This is a genomic window from Streptococcus sp. CCUG 71758, assembly GCF_011714815.1.
Lineage (GTDB): Bacteria > Bacillota > Bacilli > Lactobacillales > Streptococcaceae > Streptococcus > Streptococcus halitosis.
On record NZ_RXXO01000001.1, the window covers coordinates 20,744 to 37,865 of the forward strand.

Annotated in this window: 19 protein-coding genes, 2 pseudogenes and 1 riboswitch; of the genes and pseudogenes, 9 read left to right on the forward strand and 12 right to left on the reverse strand. The window is 43.0% G+C overall.

The window, feature by feature from the left end:
- Nucleotides 1–16 precede the first annotated feature (16 nt).
- The 5 genes and pseudogenes from EKB01_RS00180 to EKB01_RS09280 form a co-directional block, all read right to left on the reverse strand.
- Entirely contained in the window at nt 17–178 is a 162-nt protein-coding gene (locus EKB01_RS00180) for a hypothetical protein (RefSeq protein WP_001062367.1), read from the reverse strand.
- Nucleotides 166–393, reverse strand: a complete 228-nt coding sequence (locus tag EKB01_RS00185) for a hypothetical protein (RefSeq protein ID WP_001152920.1) — start codon at nt 391–393, stop codon at nt 166–168. The genes EKB01_RS00180 and EKB01_RS00185 overlap by 13 nt, the downstream gene beginning before the upstream one ends.
- Before the next feature lie 12 nt (nt 394–405).
- Nucleotides 406–663: a plasmid replication protein gene (locus EKB01_RS00190; RefSeq protein ID WP_001287840.1), complete on the reverse strand. Its 258-nt coding sequence runs from the start codon at nt 661–663 to the stop codon at nt 406–408.
- Between the two features lie 3 nt (nt 664–666).
- Nucleotides 667–1,053: a DNA replication protein gene (locus EKB01_RS00195; protein WP_243830646.1), complete on the reverse strand. Its 387-nt coding sequence runs from the start codon at nt 1,051–1,053 to the stop codon at nt 667–669.
- Nucleotides 1,027–1,350 (reverse strand): annotated as a pseudogene (locus EKB01_RS09280) (IS6 family transposase); the annotation flags it as partial. The gene EKB01_RS00195 and the pseudogene EKB01_RS09280, both read right to left, overlap by 27 nt.
- A 39-nt stretch (nt 1,351–1,389) precedes the next feature.
- Between EKB01_RS09280 and pnuC the strand changes: the two are divergent.
- A pseudogene (gene pnuC, locus EKB01_RS00200) lies at nt 1,390–1,896 on the forward strand (nicotinamide riboside transporter PnuC); the annotation flags it as partial.
- A gap of 34 nt (nt 1,897–1,930) precedes the next feature.
- Here the strand turns inward: pnuC and EKB01_RS00205 are convergent.
- Entirely contained in the window at nt 1,931–2,263 is a 333-nt protein-coding gene (locus EKB01_RS00205) for a glucuronide permease (protein WP_167265197.1), read from the reverse strand.
- Nucleotides 2,264–2,289: 26 nt separating this feature from the next.
- Entirely contained in the window at nt 2,290–2,844 is a 555-nt protein-coding gene (locus EKB01_RS00210; protein ID WP_167265687.1) for a TetR/AcrR family transcriptional regulator, read from the reverse strand.
- Nucleotides 2,845–2,976: 132 nt separating this feature from the next.
- Between EKB01_RS00210 and EKB01_RS00215 the strand changes: the two genes are divergently transcribed.
- On the forward strand, nt 2,977–3,867 hold the full coding sequence (locus tag EKB01_RS00215; protein WP_167265199.1) for a cation diffusion facilitator family transporter: 891 nt from the start codon (nt 2,977–2,979) through the stop codon (nt 3,865–3,867).
- A gap of 33 nt (nt 3,868–3,900) precedes the next feature.
- Here the strand turns inward: EKB01_RS00215 and galR are convergent, their stop codons facing one another.
- Nucleotides 3,901–4,905, reverse strand: coding sequence for a DNA-binding transcriptional regulator GalR (gene galR, locus EKB01_RS00220; RefSeq protein ID WP_167265201.1), 1,005 nt, complete (start codon nt 4,903–4,905; stop codon nt 3,901–3,903).
- 164 nt (nt 4,906–5,069) lie between these two features.
- On the opposite strand from galR, the gene EKB01_RS00225 reads away from it, so the two are divergent.
- From EKB01_RS00225 to EKB01_RS00235, 3 genes are all read left to right on the forward strand, one after another.
- Nucleotides 5,070–6,248 carry a galactokinase gene (locus EKB01_RS00225; protein WP_167265203.1) on the forward strand — a complete coding sequence of 393 codons (1,179 nt, stop codon included), beginning with the start codon at nt 5,070–5,072 and terminating at the stop codon, nt 6,246–6,248.
- A gap of 18 nt (nt 6,249–6,266) precedes the next feature.
- Nucleotides 6,267–7,748, forward strand: a complete 1,482-nt coding sequence (locus EKB01_RS00230) for a UDP-glucose--hexose-1-phosphate uridylyltransferase (RefSeq protein WP_167265206.1) — start codon at nt 6,267–6,269, stop codon at nt 7,746–7,748.
- Between the two features lie 69 nt (nt 7,749–7,817).
- Nucleotides 7,818–8,222 carry a PaaI family thioesterase gene (locus EKB01_RS00235; protein WP_049538104.1) on the forward strand — a complete coding sequence of 135 codons (405 nt, stop codon included), beginning with the start codon at nt 7,818–7,820 and terminating at the stop codon, nt 8,220–8,222.
- A 32-nt stretch (nt 8,223–8,254) separates the two neighbouring features.
- On the opposite strand, the gene EKB01_RS00240 is transcribed toward EKB01_RS00235, so the two are convergent.
- The 4 genes from EKB01_RS00240 to EKB01_RS00255 all read right to left on the reverse strand — a co-directional run bounded on the left by EKB01_RS00240 (nt 8,255) and on the right by EKB01_RS00255 (nt 12,198).
- Nucleotides 8,255–9,517, reverse strand: a complete 1,263-nt coding sequence (locus EKB01_RS00240) for a nucleobase:cation symporter-2 family protein (protein ID WP_167265208.1) — start codon at nt 9,515–9,517, stop codon at nt 8,255–8,257.
- Nucleotides 9,517–10,098 carry a xanthine phosphoribosyltransferase gene (locus tag EKB01_RS00245; protein ID WP_167265210.1) on the reverse strand — a complete coding sequence of 194 codons (582 nt, stop codon included), beginning with the start codon at nt 10,096–10,098 and terminating at the stop codon, nt 9,517–9,519. The genes EKB01_RS00240 and EKB01_RS00245 overlap by 1 nt, the downstream gene beginning before the upstream one ends.
- A gap of 432 nt (nt 10,099–10,530) precedes the next feature.
- Nucleotides 10,531–10,626: riboswitch (purine riboswitch) on the reverse strand.
- Nucleotides 10,627–10,972: 346 nt separating this feature from the next.
- Nucleotides 10,973–11,359, reverse strand: coding sequence for a VOC family protein (locus tag EKB01_RS00250; protein ID WP_167265212.1), 387 nt, complete (start codon nt 11,357–11,359; stop codon nt 10,973–10,975).
- An 11-nt stretch (nt 11,360–11,370) separates the two neighbouring features.
- Nucleotides 11,371–12,198 carry an exodeoxyribonuclease III gene (locus tag EKB01_RS00255; protein WP_125328204.1) on the reverse strand — a complete coding sequence of 276 codons (828 nt, stop codon included), beginning with the start codon at nt 12,196–12,198 and terminating at the stop codon, nt 11,371–11,373.
- A 133-nt stretch (nt 12,199–12,331) separates the two neighbouring features.
- Here EKB01_RS00255 and EKB01_RS00260 point away from each other — a divergent pair, with 133 nt between their 5' ends.
- The 4 genes from EKB01_RS00260 (at nt 12,332) to EKB01_RS00275 (ending at nt 17,103) form a co-directional block, all read left to right on the forward strand.
- A complete protein-coding gene (locus EKB01_RS00260) occupies nt 12,332–12,787 on the forward strand; it encodes a DUF3290 family protein (RefSeq protein ID WP_167265214.1) in 456 nt (151 codons plus the stop codon).
- Nucleotides 12,784–13,419, forward strand: a complete 636-nt coding sequence (locus EKB01_RS00265) for a DUF421 domain-containing protein (protein WP_096406186.1) — start codon at nt 12,784–12,786, stop codon at nt 13,417–13,419. Before EKB01_RS00260 ends, EKB01_RS00265 begins: the two co-directional genes overlap by 4 nt.
- A gap of 206 nt (nt 13,420–13,625) precedes the next feature.
- Nucleotides 13,626–15,371, forward strand: a complete 1,746-nt coding sequence (locus EKB01_RS00270) for an ABC transporter transmembrane domain-containing protein (RefSeq protein ID WP_167265216.1) — start codon at nt 13,626–13,628, stop codon at nt 15,369–15,371.
- Entirely contained in the window at nt 15,361–17,103 is a 1,743-nt protein-coding gene (locus tag EKB01_RS00275) for an ABC transporter ATP-binding protein (RefSeq protein ID WP_167265218.1), read from the forward strand. The genes EKB01_RS00270 and EKB01_RS00275 overlap by 11 nt, the downstream gene beginning before the upstream one ends.
- Nucleotides 17,104–17,122 lie beyond the last annotated feature (19 nt).

The following is a 17,122-nucleotide window of genomic DNA, read 5'->3' on the forward strand; positions in this document are numbered from 1 at the left end:
ATAGGTCTTCGCATTTTTAGCGCCCATTAGGATCATCAGTATAATTTTCTGAATTAGGAGACTGTCCCATCACTATTCGAACTTCGTCTCCCAACTTACGCTGTTCCCATTCATCCGTGAATCCTTTAAATCGCAATTCTGGAACTTTCTTTTTAACTGAATCATCTATTTTCGCCATAGTCCCCACCATTTTATTGGTTTTTCTTGTTCTTCTATCCTTTTTTGATCTTTGATTTGTTCCTGCAAATTTTCCAACTTCTCTTTAAGAGCGTTCACTTCATCTTTATATTGATTGTCTAAGTGTTTGAATTCTGTTTCCTGTGAGGGCATTTTGAGGGCTTTTAAGTTATCATTTTCCGCCTTGTATTCTTCTAGCAACTTTTTATCTTGCAAGGCTAATCGTTGTTACTGGTCTAACAAATTAGTTAGTTTTTCTATTTGTTGGTCTTTGCTACTTATTTGTTGGTCTTTGGTATTTGATTTGCTACTACTTTCTACTTTACCTAAAATTATTTTTTCTGCTTTAGAATTTATTAGATTAGACCCATTGGAACTTTTAAGCTGTAATTCTTTTGGTAACCTTTGGTAGTGATATTGAATATTTTGTTTTGTAACACTCAACTCATCCGCCAGCTCTTTGATCGTTTTTAAGTCTTCACTCATGGTTTAAGTCCTGCCTTTTAACCGTTGGTAGATATTGTTCAATGGCTTTTTGAGGTAGCGTGCGATATTATGCTTAGAATATTCTTCACGTCTGCTGGCAACATAAGACAAGTGGTCTTTAACACTATTTAGCCCTCTTAATTCTTTCAGTTCGTCATAGAGGGGGTAAACATGGACTTGCAATCTTGCCATGATTTTTGTATCTTGCATTTCAAACGGACTTAGCAACATATTTTCTAGCAATAGCGTGGTGTACTTGCTTTTCATTGCTTCAATAGCTAGCTTATCTTCGGTTTCTGCTTTGCGTGCTTTATCTTCTTGATAGGCGGTATCTTCTAACTTATAGCTGTTATCGTCTGCTCGACGTTTCTTTCGTAACCAGATATCCAATGTTAAACCGTCCGCATCAATCGCTCGATAGAGATAATGCCAACGCCCCTTAATTTTGATATAGGTTTCATCCATTTTCCACGAATAGAAGGACTGTTTATTTTTCTTTTTCCAGAGATGATAGAGGATTTTACTGTATTCTTGAACCCACCGATAAATCGTAGTGTGGCAAACATTTATTCCACTGTCATAAAGCAATTCCTGAACTTCACGATAGCTCAGATTGTAACGTAGGTAATAACCAACAGCGACAATGATGACGTCTTGTTGGAATTGTTTGCCTTTAAAATGATTCATCTCTCAAGCCTTACTAACCTTTTTTCTGCTCTTTGAGAAGCTGAAGGTCGTGCTAGTAACTACCTATTTGGTTTAATTAATTCCATCATTTATCTGGTGCTTGCCCTTCAAAAAGGCTTCTATGGTGAGGTTTTAACAACTCTCTATTTTACAATTATGCAGCCAATTGGTCTCTTGGTTTGGATTTATCAAGCCCAGTTTAAGAAAGAACAACAAGAGTTTGTCGCACGTAAACTAGACGGCAAGGGTTGGACAAAGTATCTTTCTATTAGTGTTCTTTGGTGGTTGGCCTTTGGGTTTATTTATCAGTCTATCGGAGCTAATCGTCCCTATCGTGATTCTATCACTGATGCGACCAATGGTGTAGGGCAAATCCTCATGACAGCTGTTTACCGTGAACAGTGGATATTCTGGGCGGCTACTAATGTCTTTTCAATCTATCTCTGGTGGGGAGAAAGCCTGCAAATCCAAGGGAAATACCTGATTTATCTCATTAACAGTCTAGTTGGTTGGTACCAGTGGAGCAAGGCAGCAAAAAGCGCTTAAAAAGTAAAAAAGGATCAGAAGATCCTTTTTTGTGTTAGAGCAAAATGAGTAACACGGTAATAACGATAGCGCTCGTTATACGAATGATGTGGTGCGATATATGTTGACTTTCTTGCTGTTGCCCGTTCCAGTAGGCACCATAGCAGACGATACTCGAACCCACAATCCATAGTAGAATGGTTGCAACTGGAACGAAGTAAAAGATGGCTAGAGCCAGAGATGTGAGGCAACTGCCGACCAAGATGCACATGTTTCCCAGACTGTAGTTCTTTTGTTTCATGGCTGAAAAAGCAGCAGCAAGGTGAAGCAATGAGAAGGCGAGAGCTAGTACAATTGTTAGTATTCCTAGAATCATCGAAGTTAACATAGTTTGTTCCTTTCTGAGTTTCAGGCTTAGTTATCAAGTGGAGTTGTAGAGGTCATCCCTATTACATCAAGGTAAAATCTCACCACTTGGTCTTCGGTATATGATTTTCCTTTTTTTAGCCACCAAGTTAGAGTTTCGATAAAGTTCGTCACAACAAAATGCTGGAGGTAGGAAGCCGGTATGTTCGGATAGGCTTCTTGCAAGTCATCCGCCACCATGGGGTAAACATGGTGTTCGAGCTCCTTGTGTAGTTGGCGGAGGAAGTAGTCGTTTTTGGAAAAAAGGAGACTGGTGACGTGGTCCTGATTTTTTTGAAAATGTAAAAAGATATGAGCGAGGTAGTCCTCGGTAGTAAAGTGTCCTTCCCTTTCAAAGAGATGATGAAAGAGGTAGCGACAGAGTTCATCTAAAAGCAGTTCCTTACTCTCGTAATGACAGTAAAAAGTAGAACGTCCAACATCTGCGAGGTCAATGATATCCTGGACAGTAGTGGCATCATAGCCTTTGTCGTTCAAAAGTTGTAAAAAAGCTTGATAGATGGCTTTTTTAGTCTTGTTGACTCGACGGTCTCTTTTTAGCATATAGACACTTGAGACAAACTGTTCAGAACTGAACATGGCTGACAGTTTGCTTCTATCCTTTCTTTGGATTTTATTAGATAATACAAATGAAAGAAGTATGTATATACCCATTATACCAAAGGAGGGAGAGAAATGAGTTCTAAAACATCAATCTGGTTAGCTTTTTTCTTAAATTTAAGCTATGCTATTGTTGAGTTTATCGCAGGAGGAATCTTTGGTTCGAGTGCTGTTCTTGCTGATTCTGTTCATGACTTAGGAGATGCTATAGCCATTGGCATATCAGCCCTTTTAGAAACAATCTCAAACCGAGAAGAAGATGGGCAGTACACCTTGGGTTACAAGCGTTTCAGCCTTTTAGGGGCTATGCTAACTGCTGTGATTCTTATGATAGGGTCTGTCCTAGTGATTTTGGAAAATGTCACAAAGATCGTTCACCCACAACCCGTTAATGAGGAAGGGATCCTCTGGCTGGGAATCATTGCAGTGGCCATTAATGTGCTAGCTAGTCTAGTAGTCCGTAAAGGAAAGACAAAGAACGAGTCAATTCTTAGCTTGCATTTTTTGGAAGACACCCTTGGTTGGTTGGCTGTCATTCTAATGGCGATTATCCTTCGGTATACAGATTGGTATATCCTCGATCCGCTTTTGTCTCTAGTTATTTCCATCTTTATTCTGTCGAAAGCCATTCCTCGCTTTTGGAGCACGCTGAAAATTTTCCTAGATGCTGTGCCAGAAGGGGTTGAGACAAGTGATTTGGAGAAGGATTTAGAGGCTCTACCAAATGTCAAAAGTGTCAATCAACTTAGCATTTGGTCCATGGACGGTCTGGAGAACAATGCCCTTGTCCACATTTGTATCTGGGATTGGGAACAGATGATGGAGACCAAAGAAGTGGTGCGTCAATTTTTAGAAGAAAGAGGCGTGCAGAATATCACTATTGAAGTGGATAGCAGTCAAAGCAATCATGCGCAACATAAGCGGAGGGTGAGAGAATTAGAGCAGAAGCATGGGCATTATCATTAGAAAAACGACCTCGCTAGAGGTCGTTTTGTTATCCTATTCATTCCTTGTACTTTCCCTCAAAGTCAGTCTAGTTCCCAGCATGGTCAGGCTAGGGATTTTGCGACCGTGGAGAACTTCCTTGTTAAGAATTTCCATACCTGCTCGGCCCATTTCCTCGGTATAGACTGTGATGCTAGATAGGGGAGGATAGACCTGCTTGGTCAGGCTAGTGTCATTAAAAGAAATGAGGCTGACGCGGTCTGGTAGGCTGATTCCAGCTTCTTGAAGGGCACGAAGGGCACCGATGGCTAAACTATCGCTGGCTGCGAAAAATGCTGGTGGGAGTTGTTCTCCTAGCTTGTGAATGGCCTCTTTCATCAAGTCATAGCCAGACTGGGCGGTAAAGCTTCCCTGAAAGACCAGTTCTTCATTGTAGATTCCCTTTGCTTGGGTATAGTCTTTGAAATTTTCAAGTCGCTTATCCTGGATGATTTCTTCCTGGTCGGTTGTTTCCTCAAGACCTGTTAGAATGCCAATCCGATCCAGTCCCTGACTGAGGAAATAGTCTACAACTTGTTTTACAGCAGTGTAAAAGTCAGTGATAATACAGGTATGTCTCAATGAAAGTGTATCACTGTCTATAAAGACCAGGGGCTTTTGGTATTCTTCAAAGGCAGAAATCTGTGATCGACTGAACTTTCCAATACAGAGTATCCCGATTACTTCCTCGCTCAGTGTAAAAGGATGGTCATTAAAATAGCGCAAGATATCATAGTCCAACTCTTGGGCCCTTTTTTCAATACCGAGACGAATCTGATAATAGTAAAGATCATCAAGCTCCCCTTGTTCGCTGACCCATTGGATAATGGCAATCTTTTGCTTGGGTTTGTGGGATTCGCCTGTCTTGAGGTGCTTGGTATAGCCCAGCTCTTCAGCGACGGTTAAAATACGGTGTCTGGTTTCTTCTGTGACAGATAGACTCTGGTCGCGATTGAGGACACGGGATACGGTCGCGATAGAGACAGAGGCTAGCTGTGCAATGTCTTTTAAGGTAGCCATAAATCCTCCTTCTTTTAGGTTAGTATATCATATTTTTATTCTTTTTACCGATTTTTTAGTAAAACTTTAGTAAAAAGGATTGACCTTGGTAAAATCCTTGGATACAATAGAAGAAAACGATTACACGTTAAGGTGACTTAACGGACAGTCAAAGGAGAATTCATATGACACAACATCTTACTGCTGAAGCCCTTCGCAAAGACTTTCTTGCCGTTTTTGGTCAAGAAGCAGACCAAACCTTCTTTTCACCAGGCCGTATCAATTTGATTGGTGAACACACGGACTACAATGGTGGACATGTTTTCCCAGCAGCTATTTCCTTGGGAACTTATGGGGCGGCTCGCAAGCGTGACGACCAAGTCTTGCGTTTCTATTCAGCCAACTTTGAGGACAAAGGTATCATCGAAGTGCCTCTTGCTGACCTCAAGTTTGAAAAAGAGCACAACTGGACCAACTATCCAAAAGGGGTTCTCCATTTCTTGCAAGAAGCTGGGCACGTCATTGACAAAGGTTTTGATTTTTATGTTTATGGGAATATCCCAAATGGTGCTGGCTTGTCTTCATCAGCATCCTTGGAACTCTTGACAGGGGTCGTGGCAGAGCATCTCTTTGATTTAAAACTAGACCGTTTGGATTTGGTTAAAATCGGAAAACAAACAGAAAACAACTTTATCGGAGTCAACTCTGGTATCATGGACCAGTTTGCTATCGGTATGGGAGCTGACCAACGCGCTATTTATCTAGATACCAACACCTTGGAGTACGACTTGGTGCCACTTGATTTGAAGGACAATGTCGTTGTTATTATGAATACCAATAAACGCCGTGAATTGGCGGATTCTAAATATAATGAGCGCCGTGCTGAGTGTGAAAAAGCAGTGGAAGAATTGCAAGTCGCCTTGGATATTCAGACCTTGGGTGAATTGGACGAGTGGGCCTTTGACCAATACAGCTATCTGATCAAAGACGAAAATCGTTTGAAACGTGCTCGTCATGCTGTGCTTGAAAACCAACGTACCCTTAAAGCTCAAGCTGCCCTTCAAGCAGGTGATTTGGAAACATTTGGTCGCTTGATGAATGCGTCACACGTTTCTCTTGAGCATGATTATGAAGTAACTGGCTTGGAATTGGATACCCTTGTCCACACAGCTTGGGATCAAGAAGGTGTTCTCGGTGCTCGTATGACAGGAGCAGGTTTTGGTGGCTGTGCCATTGCCTTGGTGCAAAAAGATACTGTTGAGGCATTTAAAGAAGCTGTAGGCAAACACTACGAGGAAGTAGTTGGATACGCTCCAAGCTTCTATATTGCTGAAGTTGCAGGTGGCACTCGCGTCCTTGACTAGTCAAAAGGAGGCTCTATCGTGACCTTAGTAGATAAATTTGTAACACACGTTATTGCTGAAAGTTCATTTGAGGAAATGGATAGAATCTACCTGACCAATCGTGTCTTGGCACGAGTGGGAGAAAGTGTTTTGGAAATTGAGACGGATCTGGATAAAGTGATTGACCTCAAAGACCAGTTGGTTGAGGAAGCGGTTCGATTAGAGACGATTGAGGATAGCCAGGCTGCGCGTGAAATCCTCGGTGCTGAACTAATGGACTTGGTAACACCTTGTCCAAGTCAGGTCAATCGTGACTTCTGGGCAACCTATGCCCAATCTCCCGAACAGGCAATTGCGGACTTCTACCAACTTAGCCAGAAAAATGACTACATCAAACTCAAGGCCATTGCTAAGAATATTGCTTATCGTGTTCCATCTGACTACGGAGAACTTGAGATTACCATCAACCTCTCTAAGCCTGAAAAGGATCCAAAAGAAATAGCTGCGGCCAAGTTGGTGCAAGCTAGCAATTATCCCCAGTGTCAACTTTGTCTAGAGAACGAAGGCTACCATGGTCGGGTTAACCATCCAGCTCGTAGTAATCACCGGATTATCCGTTTTGAAATGGCGGGTCAGGAGTGGGGTTTCCAGTATTCGCCCTATGCTTATTTTAATGAGCACTGTATTTTCTTAGATGGGAAGCATCGTCCCATGGCGATTAGTCGTCATAGCTTTGAGCGCCTTCTGGCTATCGTAGAGCAGTTTCCAGGCTATTTTGCAGGCTCTAATGCGGACCTGCCGATTGTGGGAGGTTCCATTCTCACTCATGATCACTATCAAGGAGGCCGTCACGTATTTCCTATGGAATTGGCTCCCTTGCAAAAGCCTTTCCGATTTGCTGGATTTGAGCAGGTCAAGGCTGGGATTGTCAAGTGGCCAATGTCAGTGCTACGTTTGAACTCGGATTCTAAAGAGGATTTGATCAACTTGGCTGATAAGATTTTACAGGAATGGCGTCAATATTCAGATCCTGAAGTGCAGATTTTAGCAGAAACAGATGGGACACCGCATCACACCATCACACCCATTGCGCGTAAACTCGATGGACAGTTTGAGTTGGACTTGGTTTTACGGGACAATCAAACTTCAGCAGAGCATCCTGATGGCATCTATCATCCCCACAAGGATGTCCAACATATCAAGAAGGAAAATATCGGCTTGATTGAGGTCATGGGCTTGGCTATTCTTCCACCTCGTTTGAAGGCAGAAGTGGAGCAAGTTGCCAGCTACCTCGTGGGAGAAGGGGTTACAGTTGCCGACTATCATCAGGAATGGGCAGACCAGCTCAAAGCCCAACATCTGGACCTAGCAGATAAAGAAAAAGCCCTTGAAATCGTCAAGGACTCTGTGGGTGACATCTTTGCACGTGTTCTGGAGGACGCGGGGGTTTACAAGCAGACGAAACAAGGACAGGCAGCCTTTATGCGCTTTGTAGAACAGGTCGGAATTTTGCCAGACTAGGAGCTTTCTCCTTGCATAGTCCTATAAAAAGTAGTATCATAGGGTCGTTTGAAATATCAGGAGGAAACGATGAAAGATTTTCATTTTGACGCTATATCTGCCTTTGAAAATTACGAAATTGAACAAATGAGAGATGGTCACGTTGTGGTGACGACGAAAATAGTGGACTCGTCGCTCAACTACTATGGCAATGCCCATGGAGGTTATCTCTTTACACTTTGTGATCAGATTAGTGGTTTGGTGGTTATCTCGCTGGGGCTAGATGGAGTGACGCTTCAGTCCTCTATCAACTACCTCAAGGCAGGAAAACTAGATGATGTACTGACCATTAAAGGAGAATGTGTCCATCATGGACGCACAACCTGTGTGGTAGATGTCGATATCACCAATCAAGAAGGCAGAAATGTCTGCAAAGCAACCTTTACCATGTTTGTCACAGGCCAGCGGTCTGAAAAAAGACAGGTAAGGATATAGAGAAACAAAAAAGAGGTGTGAGCCTCTTTTTCTTATTTCTTTTTCCGATTTAATACGGCATTGAGTACAATGGCAAGTAGGCTGGCTACGACGATTCCGTTTGAGAAGAACATTTGGAAGGCTGTCGGCATGCTGACAAAGAGATTACTGTTATTGAGTCCGACACCTGCAGCGATGGAGACAGCTGCGATAAGGAAGTTATGTTCATTGTTAGCAAAATCAACGCGGGCGAGGATTTGCATCCCTTGAAGGGAAACAAAGCCAAACATCACCAGCATGGCCCCTCCAAGAACAGGGCTCGGAATGATTTGGGCAAGGGCGCCAAACTTAGGTAGGAGTCCAAGGAGGACTAGGAAACCAGCTGCATAATAGATTGGCAGACGAGTCTTGATACCTGACAATTTAACCAACCCAACGTTTTGTGAAAATCCTGTGTAAGGGAAGGTGTTAAAGATTCCTCCGAGAAGTACGGCTAAACCTTCTGCACGATAACCGTTGCGCAGGCGCGTGCTGTCGATTGGGTCTTTCGTGATATCAGACAAGGCTAGGTAAACACCAGTCGACTCAACCATAGACACCGTTGCGATGATACACATCATGACAATAGAAGAGATTTCAAAGGTTGGGATACCAAAGTAGAGGGGAGTTGGGACATGGACAAGCGGTGCTGCCGCAACAGGTGAGAAGTCAACCAAGCCCATGGTAGCAGCAATGGCAGTTCCAACAACCAGACCAATCAAAATGGAGATAGACTTGATAAATCCTTTGGTAAAGATGTTGATCAAGAGGATAATTAGAACAGTGATGGCTGCAAGCAAAAGACTTTGACCAGTTGGCTCTGGGACGTTATTTCCCATATTTCCAATAGCGACAGGAATCAGGGTCAATCCAATCGTGGTAATGACAGAGCCTGTTACGATAGATGGGAAGAGATTGGCAACTTTTGAGAAAATGCCTGAAATCAGAACCACATAAATCCCTGAAACGATAAGGGCACCAAACATAGCTCCGCTACCGTGACTTTGTCCAATCATAATTAAAGGAGCGACGGATTGGAAGGCAACTCCGAGAACGACTGGTAGTCCAATACCAAAGTATTTGTTGAGTTGGAGTTGAAGGAAGGTGGCCACCCCACACATGAAGATATCTGTGGAGATTAGGTAGGTCAACTGCTCAGCTGAATAGCCAAGAGCTGTCGCAATCATGATGGGAACCAGGATAGAACCTGAATACATGGCTAGTAAGTGCTGCAAGCCAAGAACGGCTGCTTGTGAATGTTTTTCTTGTTTTTGCATTAGAGATCTGCCTCCTTAAATACGACCTGACCATTTTCAAAACGATCCAAACGGGCCAGTGATAGGACTGGATAGCCTGCTTTTTCAAGCAAATCACGACCATCTTGGAAGGATTTTTCGATAACAATTCCGATAGCTTCGACTTTTGCTCCAGCTTGTTCGATGATGTGGATCAAGCCTTTGGCAGCTTGGCCATTAGCAAGGAAATCGTCAATAATCAAGACCTTGTCCTCTGGTGAAAGGAATTTTCCAGCGATGGAAACGGTGCTGGTCACCTGCTTGGTAAAGGAGTAGACTTGGGCAGTTAAGATACCTTCGTTCATGGTGATGTTTTTAGCTTTCTTGGCGAAAATCATGGGGACATCTAAGGCTTCGGCAGTAAAAATGGCTGGGGCAATGCCTGAAGCTTCAATGGTTACGACCTTGGTAATGCCAGCAGAAGCGAATTTGTCCGCAAATACCTTACCAATCTCTCGCATCAAGCTAAAGTCAACTTGGTGGGTTAAAAAGGAATCTACCTTGAGGATGTTGTCACCCAAGATATGCCCATCCTCGAGGATGCGCTCTTCTAATAATTTCATAAGACCTCCTAAAGTCTAAAAGCCAGTTTACTTGTTGGTTAACTGTTTCTATAGTGAACCAGTTTGCTAGTACTATATATTTGATAAAACTAGTACGAGCGAAGCGAGTTTTATCAAATATTTCCCGCCGTAGTGGTATCATAGACAATAATCTTGTTATTGTCTATGACGGGATTTTTGAGAGTAAAATAGTTCGGGGAACTATTTTAGCCTAAGCCTAGAAATGAAAGAGCTAGGGGCTCAAAAATTAGGGATGAAATTCCCTGGATTCCTGAAATTACTCACAGGGTAATTTCACCTCCCGTCCGCACTAATTAAGGGAAATATTAAAAATATTAAATTTTACCTTGAAGGCTAGCTTTAGCAAAATACTAAAAAAGAACCTACTTAATCCCCTAAGTAAGTCCCCAAAATAGGTATGGCCAACACCATACCTTCAGCTGACATACTCATTGTTAGGTGTTCCGGCACCTTGTAGAAACGTCGTGCCAATTCACGACATAAACAAGTAAAATGATATTCAATTTTAAACAGGCTACTGCCAATGTTTTTATTTTACACCAATTAGCTTTATAAATCAAATATTTTGTTAATGTTTAGATATAAAAAACGAACAAATTGAAGAAAAAAGAGCAAAAGCTCAATTGTAAGCTAACATTTATACCCAATGAAAATCAAAGAGCAAACTAGGAAGCTAACCGCAGGTTGCTCAAAACACTGTTTTGAGGTTGCAGATGGAAGCTGACGTGGTTTGAAGAGATTTTCGAAGAGTATTAGAAGAATTTTCCATCATAAAAGGCACATTATCAGGATTTTTCAAGACCTAACAATATGCCTTTTTCTGATTTGAAAGATTTTTCCAGTCTCTATTTTTTTACTCGCTGAATCTTATAAAATAACCATCAGGATCCAAGACTGCAAATTCGTGAGGATAGATGTAGTGATCCCCAACACGAAATGTTCTCTTAGTCAAAGGACGATAAATAGGATAGTTGGACTCTATTACTTTTTGATAAAGTTGTGGGACATCCTTTATACCAAAGGATAGGTTGACACCGCGCCCGAAAGGATAGGTTAGTTGGGCTAATTCTTCTGTGCTGCCTTCTTCTAGCATAAGTTGGCAGTCTTCAAGCGAGAGGAAGAGAAATTTCTCCTCTGGACGCTCGTATTCGACAGAAAATCCCAGCAAGTCGCAGTAGAAGTGGCGTGACTTTTCGAGGTCAGATACTACAAATTCAGGAATGACAGCTTGATAGTCCATTAGCTTTCTCCTTAGAGTTCAATTTCCAATACAATCGGCGTATGGTCTTGACGCGCACCCGAGTCAATCATGTCAGACTTGGTCACCTTGTCAGCCACGCGGTTGCTAGTGAGCCAGTAGTCGATTCTCCAGCCTGTATTGTTGATTTTAGAAGTCTTGCTACGTTGGGCCCACCAAGTATAACGCTCTGGGACATCGCCGTGAATATGGCGGAAAGTGTCAGTAAATCCAGTTGCCAAAAGGTTGGTAAAACCAGCACGTTCCTCGTCTGTAAATCCAGGCGAACGGCGGTTGCTGGCAGGATTTGCAAGGTCGATTTCCTTGTGGGCTACGTTGTAGTCTCCGGTCGCAAGGACTGGTTTTTCTTTGTCTAGTTGAGCCAAATACTCAGCATATTTGACATCCCAGACTTGACGCTCTTCCAAGCGTTTCAAACCATCACCAGCGTTTGGTGTGTATACTTGGGTCACGAAAAATGTATCAAATTCCAAGGTAATGATGCGGCCTTCCAAATCCATGGTAGAAGGAGCACCGATTTCTGGGAAGCTAATCGTTGGTGTGAGTTCTTTCTTATAAAGGAACATGGTTCCAGCGTAGCCTTTGCGAGCAGGTTCTTGAGAGGAACGCCAAGTGTTTTCATAACCTGGGAAGAGTTCTTCTAAAATTTCCAAGTGTTTTTTTGTAGGCCCTTTGGCAGAAAGCTTGGTTTCCTGGATAGCGATAATATCAGCATTTTCGGCTACCAAGGTTTGTAGGACTTCCTGTGACAGTTTGGCGCGAGCTGAGTCGCTCGTTAGGGCTGCATTGAGGGAATCGATATTCCATGAGATGAGTTTCATAAAGTTACCTTTTTCATTCAGATTACAGACTATATTATACCAAAAAAAGACGTATTTCCCCAACGTATGGTTTGAAAAATCACCCTCTTTCATTTATAATTAAGAATGATTTTATGAAGGGGAGTGAAAATAGATGGAATTCTACTCTTATGACTATGTACTCAGCCAAATCGGTCAGCAAAATGGTATCATGGTTGGCTTTGGGATTGTTCTATTAGCTGTGACAGGATTTTTAGCTTTCAAGGCTTATCATGATAAAAAGGGGACCAAATTTCGTGAGTTGGTCATGATTTCAGCCTTAACCTTATTAGCTCTCCTTTTGGTCAGCATCACGACTTATCAAAACAATCAAGTTTCTAACAATAAATTTCAAGCTTCACTTCATTTCATCGAGCTTGTTTCCAAAGATTTGGGAGTTGACAAGTCGGAAGTTTATGTCAATACTTCTGCAGACACGGATGGAGCACTCCTCAAGGTGGGAGATCGCTATTATCGTGCCCTAAACGGAAGTGAGCCAGACAAGTATCTCTTAGAGAAAGTCGAATTGTATAAAACAGATGCAATTGAACTGGTGGAGGTGAACAAATGACACTCAATTATATCGAAATTTTAATCAAACTAGCCTTGGGACTCTTTTCTCTGGTTTTCGTGATTAATGTGACAGGAAAGGGCAACCTAGCGCCTAACTCAGCAATAGACCAAATTCAGAACTATGTACTTGGGGGGATTATCGGCGGGGTGATTTACAATAGCGCCATCAGTATCCTTCAGTATGCAGTTATCCTGATTATGTGGACCATTCTGGTCTTGACTCTCAAATGGCTCAACAATAATGTTTACTTTGTGAAACGTTTGATTGATGGGAAGCCAACCCTGCTCATCAAAAATGGGAAGATTGATCCAGAAGCCTGCCGTTCGGTTGGTTTATCAGCAGCGGATGTAGCTCTTAAGCTTCGTAGCCAGGGAATTTTCCAAATGAAACAAGTCAAACGCGCTGTGCAGGAGCAAAATGGCCAACTCATCGTAGTCCAAATGGGAGACGAGAATCCCAAGTATCCTGTTGTCACAGATGGCGTCGTCCAAGTAGAAATTTTGGAGTCCATTGGTCGGAGCGAAGAATGGCTGCTTGATAACCTCAGTAAACAAGGGTATGACAATGTGGCCAATATCTTTATCGCTGAGTATGACAAGGGTGTCGTCTCAGTCGTAACTTATGAATAAGAAAAACCTGGGGTCTTGTACTCTTCAAAAATCAAATTCAAACTGCGTCAACGTCGCCTTGCCGTATGTAGGTTACTGACTTCGTCAGTTCTATCTACAACCTCAAAGCAGTGCTTTGAGCAGCTTGCGGCTAGTTTCCTAGTTTGCTCTTTGATTTTCATTGAGTCTTGGCCTCAGGTTTCCATTTGCAATCAGAAAGGGATTTTATGTCCATTATTCAAAAACTTTGGTGGTTTTTCAGGTTAGAAAAACGCCGTTATCTAGTCGGGATTATGGCCTTGGTCTTGGTTTCCGTCCTCAATCTCATTCCTCCCATGGTTATGGGGCGGGTGATTGATGCCATTACATCGGGGCAATTAACCCATCAGGACCTCCTTCTTAATCTATTTTATCTGCTGCTGGCAGCCTTTGGGATGTACTATCTGCGATATGTTTGGCGCATGTATATCCTTGGAACTTCCTACCGTCTGGGGCAGATTATGCGCTCTCGATTGTTTGAGCATTTCACAAAAATGTCGCCAGCCTTTTATCAGACCTATCGAACGGGAGACCTGATGGCACACGCCACCAATGATATCAATGCCCTAACTCGTCTCGCAGGTGGAGGAGTCATGTCAGCAGTGGATGCTTCCATCACGGCGCTGGTGACTTTGCTGACCATGCTTTTTAGCATTTCTTGGCAGATGACTCTGGTTGCCATTCTTCCCTTGCCTTTCATGGCCTATGCGACCAGTCGTCTAGGGAGAAAGACCCACAAGGCCTTTGGCGAGTCACAGGCGGCATTTTCCGAACTCAATAACAAGGTGCAGGAGTCTGTATCGGGTATCAAAGTGACCAAATCTTTCGGTTATCAGGCGGACGAGTTGAAGTCCTTTCAGGCAGTAAATGAATTGACCTTCCAAAAGAACCTCCAAACCATGAAATACGATAGTCTCTTTGACCCTATGGTTCTCTTGTTTGTTGGTTCATCCTATGTTTTAACCCTTTTGGTCGGTTCCTTGATGGTTCAGGAGGGACAGATTACGGTTGGGAATCTGGTCACCTTTATCAGCTACTTGGATATGCTGGTCTGGCCTCTTATGGCCATTGGTTTCCTCTTTAATATCACTCAGCGAGGCAAGGTTTCTTACCAACGGATTGAGGAACTTTTATCTCAGGAATCACCTGTAAAAGATCCTGAATGTCCTCTGGACGGTATTGAAAATGGACGCTTGGAGTACGATATTGATAGTTTTGCCTTTGAAAATGAGAAAACACTGACGGATATTCACTTTAGTTTGGAAAAAGGGGAAACTCTTGGCTTGGTCGGACAGACAGGCTCTGGGAAAACATCCTTGATTAAGCTCCTCTTGCGTGAATACGATGTGGATAAGGGAGCCATTTACCTAAACAGTCATGATATTCGGGATTATCGTCTGACAGACCTTCGCAGTCTCATGGGCTATGTTCCTCAGGACCAGTTCCTCTTTGCGACCTCTATCTTAGACAATATCCGCTTCGGCAATCCTAATTTGTCCCTTTCGGTGGTCGAGGAAGCGACAAAGCTAGCTCAAGTTTACCAAGATATTGTGGACATGCCTCAGGGATTTGATACGCTGATCGGTGAAAAGGGAGTCAGTCTCTCAGGTGGGCAAAAGCAACGTCTGGCTATGAGTCGGGCTATGATTTTAGATCCTGATATCTTAATTCTAGATGATTCCTTGTCAGCCGTGGATGCCAAGACAGAGTATGCGATCATCGACAATCTCAAGGAGACGCGGAAGGATAAGACAACCATTATTACAGCACATCGTCTCAGTGCGGTTGTCCATGCAGATTTGATTTTAGTTCTGCAAAATGGACAGATTATCGAACGAGGTACGCACGAAGAACTGCTTGCCCTGGATGGCTGGTATGCCCAAACCTACCAGTCTCAGCAGTTGGAAATGAAAGGAGAAGAAGATGCAGAATAAGCAAGAACAATGGGCTGTATTGACGCGCTTGATGTCCTATCTCAAGCCCTATGGCCTCCTGACCTTTTTGGCACTCAGTTTTCTCCTTGCGACTACGGTCATTAAAAGTGTCATTCCCCTTGTGGCTTCCCACTTTATCGACCAGTACCTCAGCAATCTCAATCAGTTTGCTATTACAGTTTTATTAGCCTACTATGGCCTCTATATCCTGCAAACTCTGGTCCAGTATGTTGGCAATCTTCTCTTTGCGCGGGTGTCCTACAGTATTGTCAGAGATATTCGTCGGGATGCCTTTGCCAATATGGAGAAACTGGGCATGTCTTATTTTGATAAGACGCCAGCAGGCTCCATCGTTTCTCGTTTGACAAATGATACCGAGACCATCAGTGATATGTTTTCGGGAATTTTATCCAGCTTTATTTCAGCAGTTTTCATCTTTCTGACAACTCTGTATACCATGTTGGTGCTGGATTTTCGTTTGACAGCTTTAGTCTTGCTCTTTCTCCCCTTGATTTTCCTTTTGGTCAATCTCTATCGGAAAAAATCAGTCAAAATCATCGAAAAAACCAGAAGTCTCTTGTCGGATATCAATAGTAAGCTGGCAGAGAATATCGAGGGAATTAGGATTATCCAGGCCTTTAATCAAGAGAAGCGTCTGCAGGCAGAATTTGATGAGATCAACCAAGAACACTTGGTCTACGCCAACCGTTCTGTAGCCTTGGATGCCCTCTTCTTGCGCCCTGCCATGAGTTTGCTGAAACTCCTAGGATATGCCGTTTTGATGGCCTACTTTGGCTATCGTGGTCTTTCTATCGGGATAACGGCCGGAACTATGTATGCCTTTATCCAGTATATCAATCGTCTTTTTGATCCCTTGATTGAGGTGACGCAAAACTTTTCAACCCTTCAAACTTCCATGGTGTCTGCAGGCCGTGTCTTTGCTTTGATTGATGAGACAACCTATGAGCCTCTTCAAGAAGATGGGAAAGCCAAAGTTCAAGAAGGCAATATCCGTTTTGAACATGTGTGTTTCTCATATGATGGCAAACATCCGATTCTGGATGATATTTCCTTTTCAGTTAAGAAGGGCGAAACCATTGCCTTTGTAGGTCATACAGGTTCCGGGAAATCTTCCATTATCAATGTCCTCATGCGCTTTTATGAATTTCAGTCAGGCCGCGTTCTCTTGGATGATGTGGATATCAGGAACTACAGTCAGGAAGAGCTGAGAAAGAACATCGGTCTAGTCTTACAGGATCCCTTCCTCTATCATGGAACCATCAAGTCCAATATTGCCATGTATCAAGACATTAGTGATGAAGAGGTCCAGGCTGCGGCTGCCTTTGTTGATGCAGATTCCTTTATTCAGGACCTTCCGCAGGGCTATGATGCCCCCGTTTCTGAGCGTGGTTCGAGCTTTTCTACTGGCCAGCGTCAGCTTCTTGCCTTTGCTAGAACAGTTGCTAGTCAGCCTAAAATCTTGATTTTGGATGAAGCGACAGCCAATATTGACTCTGAAACAGAAAGTTTGGTTCAAGATTCCCTAGCTAAGATGAGACAGGGGCGGACAACCATTGCCATCGCTCATCGTCTTTCGACCATCCAGGACGCCAACTGCATTTATGTTTTGGACAAGGGACGCATCATTGAGAGTGGAACCCATGAGGAACTCTTGGCCTTGGGAGGAACCTATCACAAGATGTATAGTTTGCAGGCAGGGGCCATGTCCTAATACTCTTTGAAAATCTCTT

Bases quoted from the DNA above. Each gene is read 5' to 3' on its own strand.
- EKB01_RS00180 (WP_001062367.1), bottom strand. From the start codon at position 178: ATGGCGAAAATAGATGATTCAGTTAAAAAGAAAGTTCCAGAATTGCGA.
- EKB01_RS00190 (WP_001287840.1), bottom strand. From the start codon at position 663: ATGAGTGAAGACTTAAAAACGATCAAAGAGCTGGCGGATGAGTTGAGT.
- EKB01_RS00205 (WP_167265197.1), bottom strand. From the start codon at position 2,263: ATGTTAACTTCGATGATTCTAGGAATACTAACAATTGTACTAGCTCTC.
- EKB01_RS00210 (WP_167265687.1), bottom strand. From the start codon at position 2,844: ATGCTAAAAAGAGACCGTCGAGTCAACAAGACTAAAAAAGCCATCTAT.
- EKB01_RS00215 (WP_167265199.1), top strand. From the start codon at position 2,977: ATGAGTTCTAAAACATCAATCTGGTTAGCTTTTTTCTTAAATTTAAGC.
- galR (WP_167265201.1), bottom strand. From the start codon at position 4,905: ATGGCTACCTTAAAAGACATTGCACAGCTAGCCTCTGTCTCTATCGCG.
- EKB01_RS00225 (WP_167265203.1), top strand. From the start codon at position 5,070: ATGACACAACATCTTACTGCTGAAGCCCTTCGCAAAGACTTTCTTGCC.
- EKB01_RS00235 (WP_049538104.1), top strand. From the start codon at position 7,818: ATGAAAGATTTTCATTTTGACGCTATATCTGCCTTTGAAAATTACGAA.
- EKB01_RS00240 (WP_167265208.1), bottom strand. From the start codon at position 9,517: ATGCAAAAACAAGAAAAACATTCACAAGCAGCCGTTCTTGGCTTGCAG.
- EKB01_RS00245 (WP_167265210.1), bottom strand. From the start codon at position 10,098: ATGAAATTATTAGAAGAGCGCATCCTCGAGGATGGGCATATCTTGGGT.
- EKB01_RS00250 (WP_167265212.1), bottom strand. From the start codon at position 11,359: ATGGACTATCAAGCTGTCATTCCTGAATTTGTAGTATCTGACCTCGAA.
- EKB01_RS00255 (WP_125328204.1), bottom strand. From the start codon at position 12,198: ATGAAACTCATCTCATGGAATATCGATTCCCTCAATGCAGCCCTAACG.
- EKB01_RS00260 (WP_167265214.1), top strand. From the start codon at position 12,332: ATGGAATTCTACTCTTATGACTATGTACTCAGCCAAATCGGTCAGCAA.
- EKB01_RS00265 (WP_096406186.1), top strand. From the start codon at position 12,784: ATGACACTCAATTATATCGAAATTTTAATCAAACTAGCCTTGGGACTC.
- EKB01_RS00270 (WP_167265216.1), top strand. From the start codon at position 13,626: ATGTCCATTATTCAAAAACTTTGGTGGTTTTTCAGGTTAGAAAAACGC.
- EKB01_RS00275 (WP_167265218.1), top strand. From the start codon at position 15,361: ATGCAGAATAAGCAAGAACAATGGGCTGTATTGACGCGCTTGATGTCC.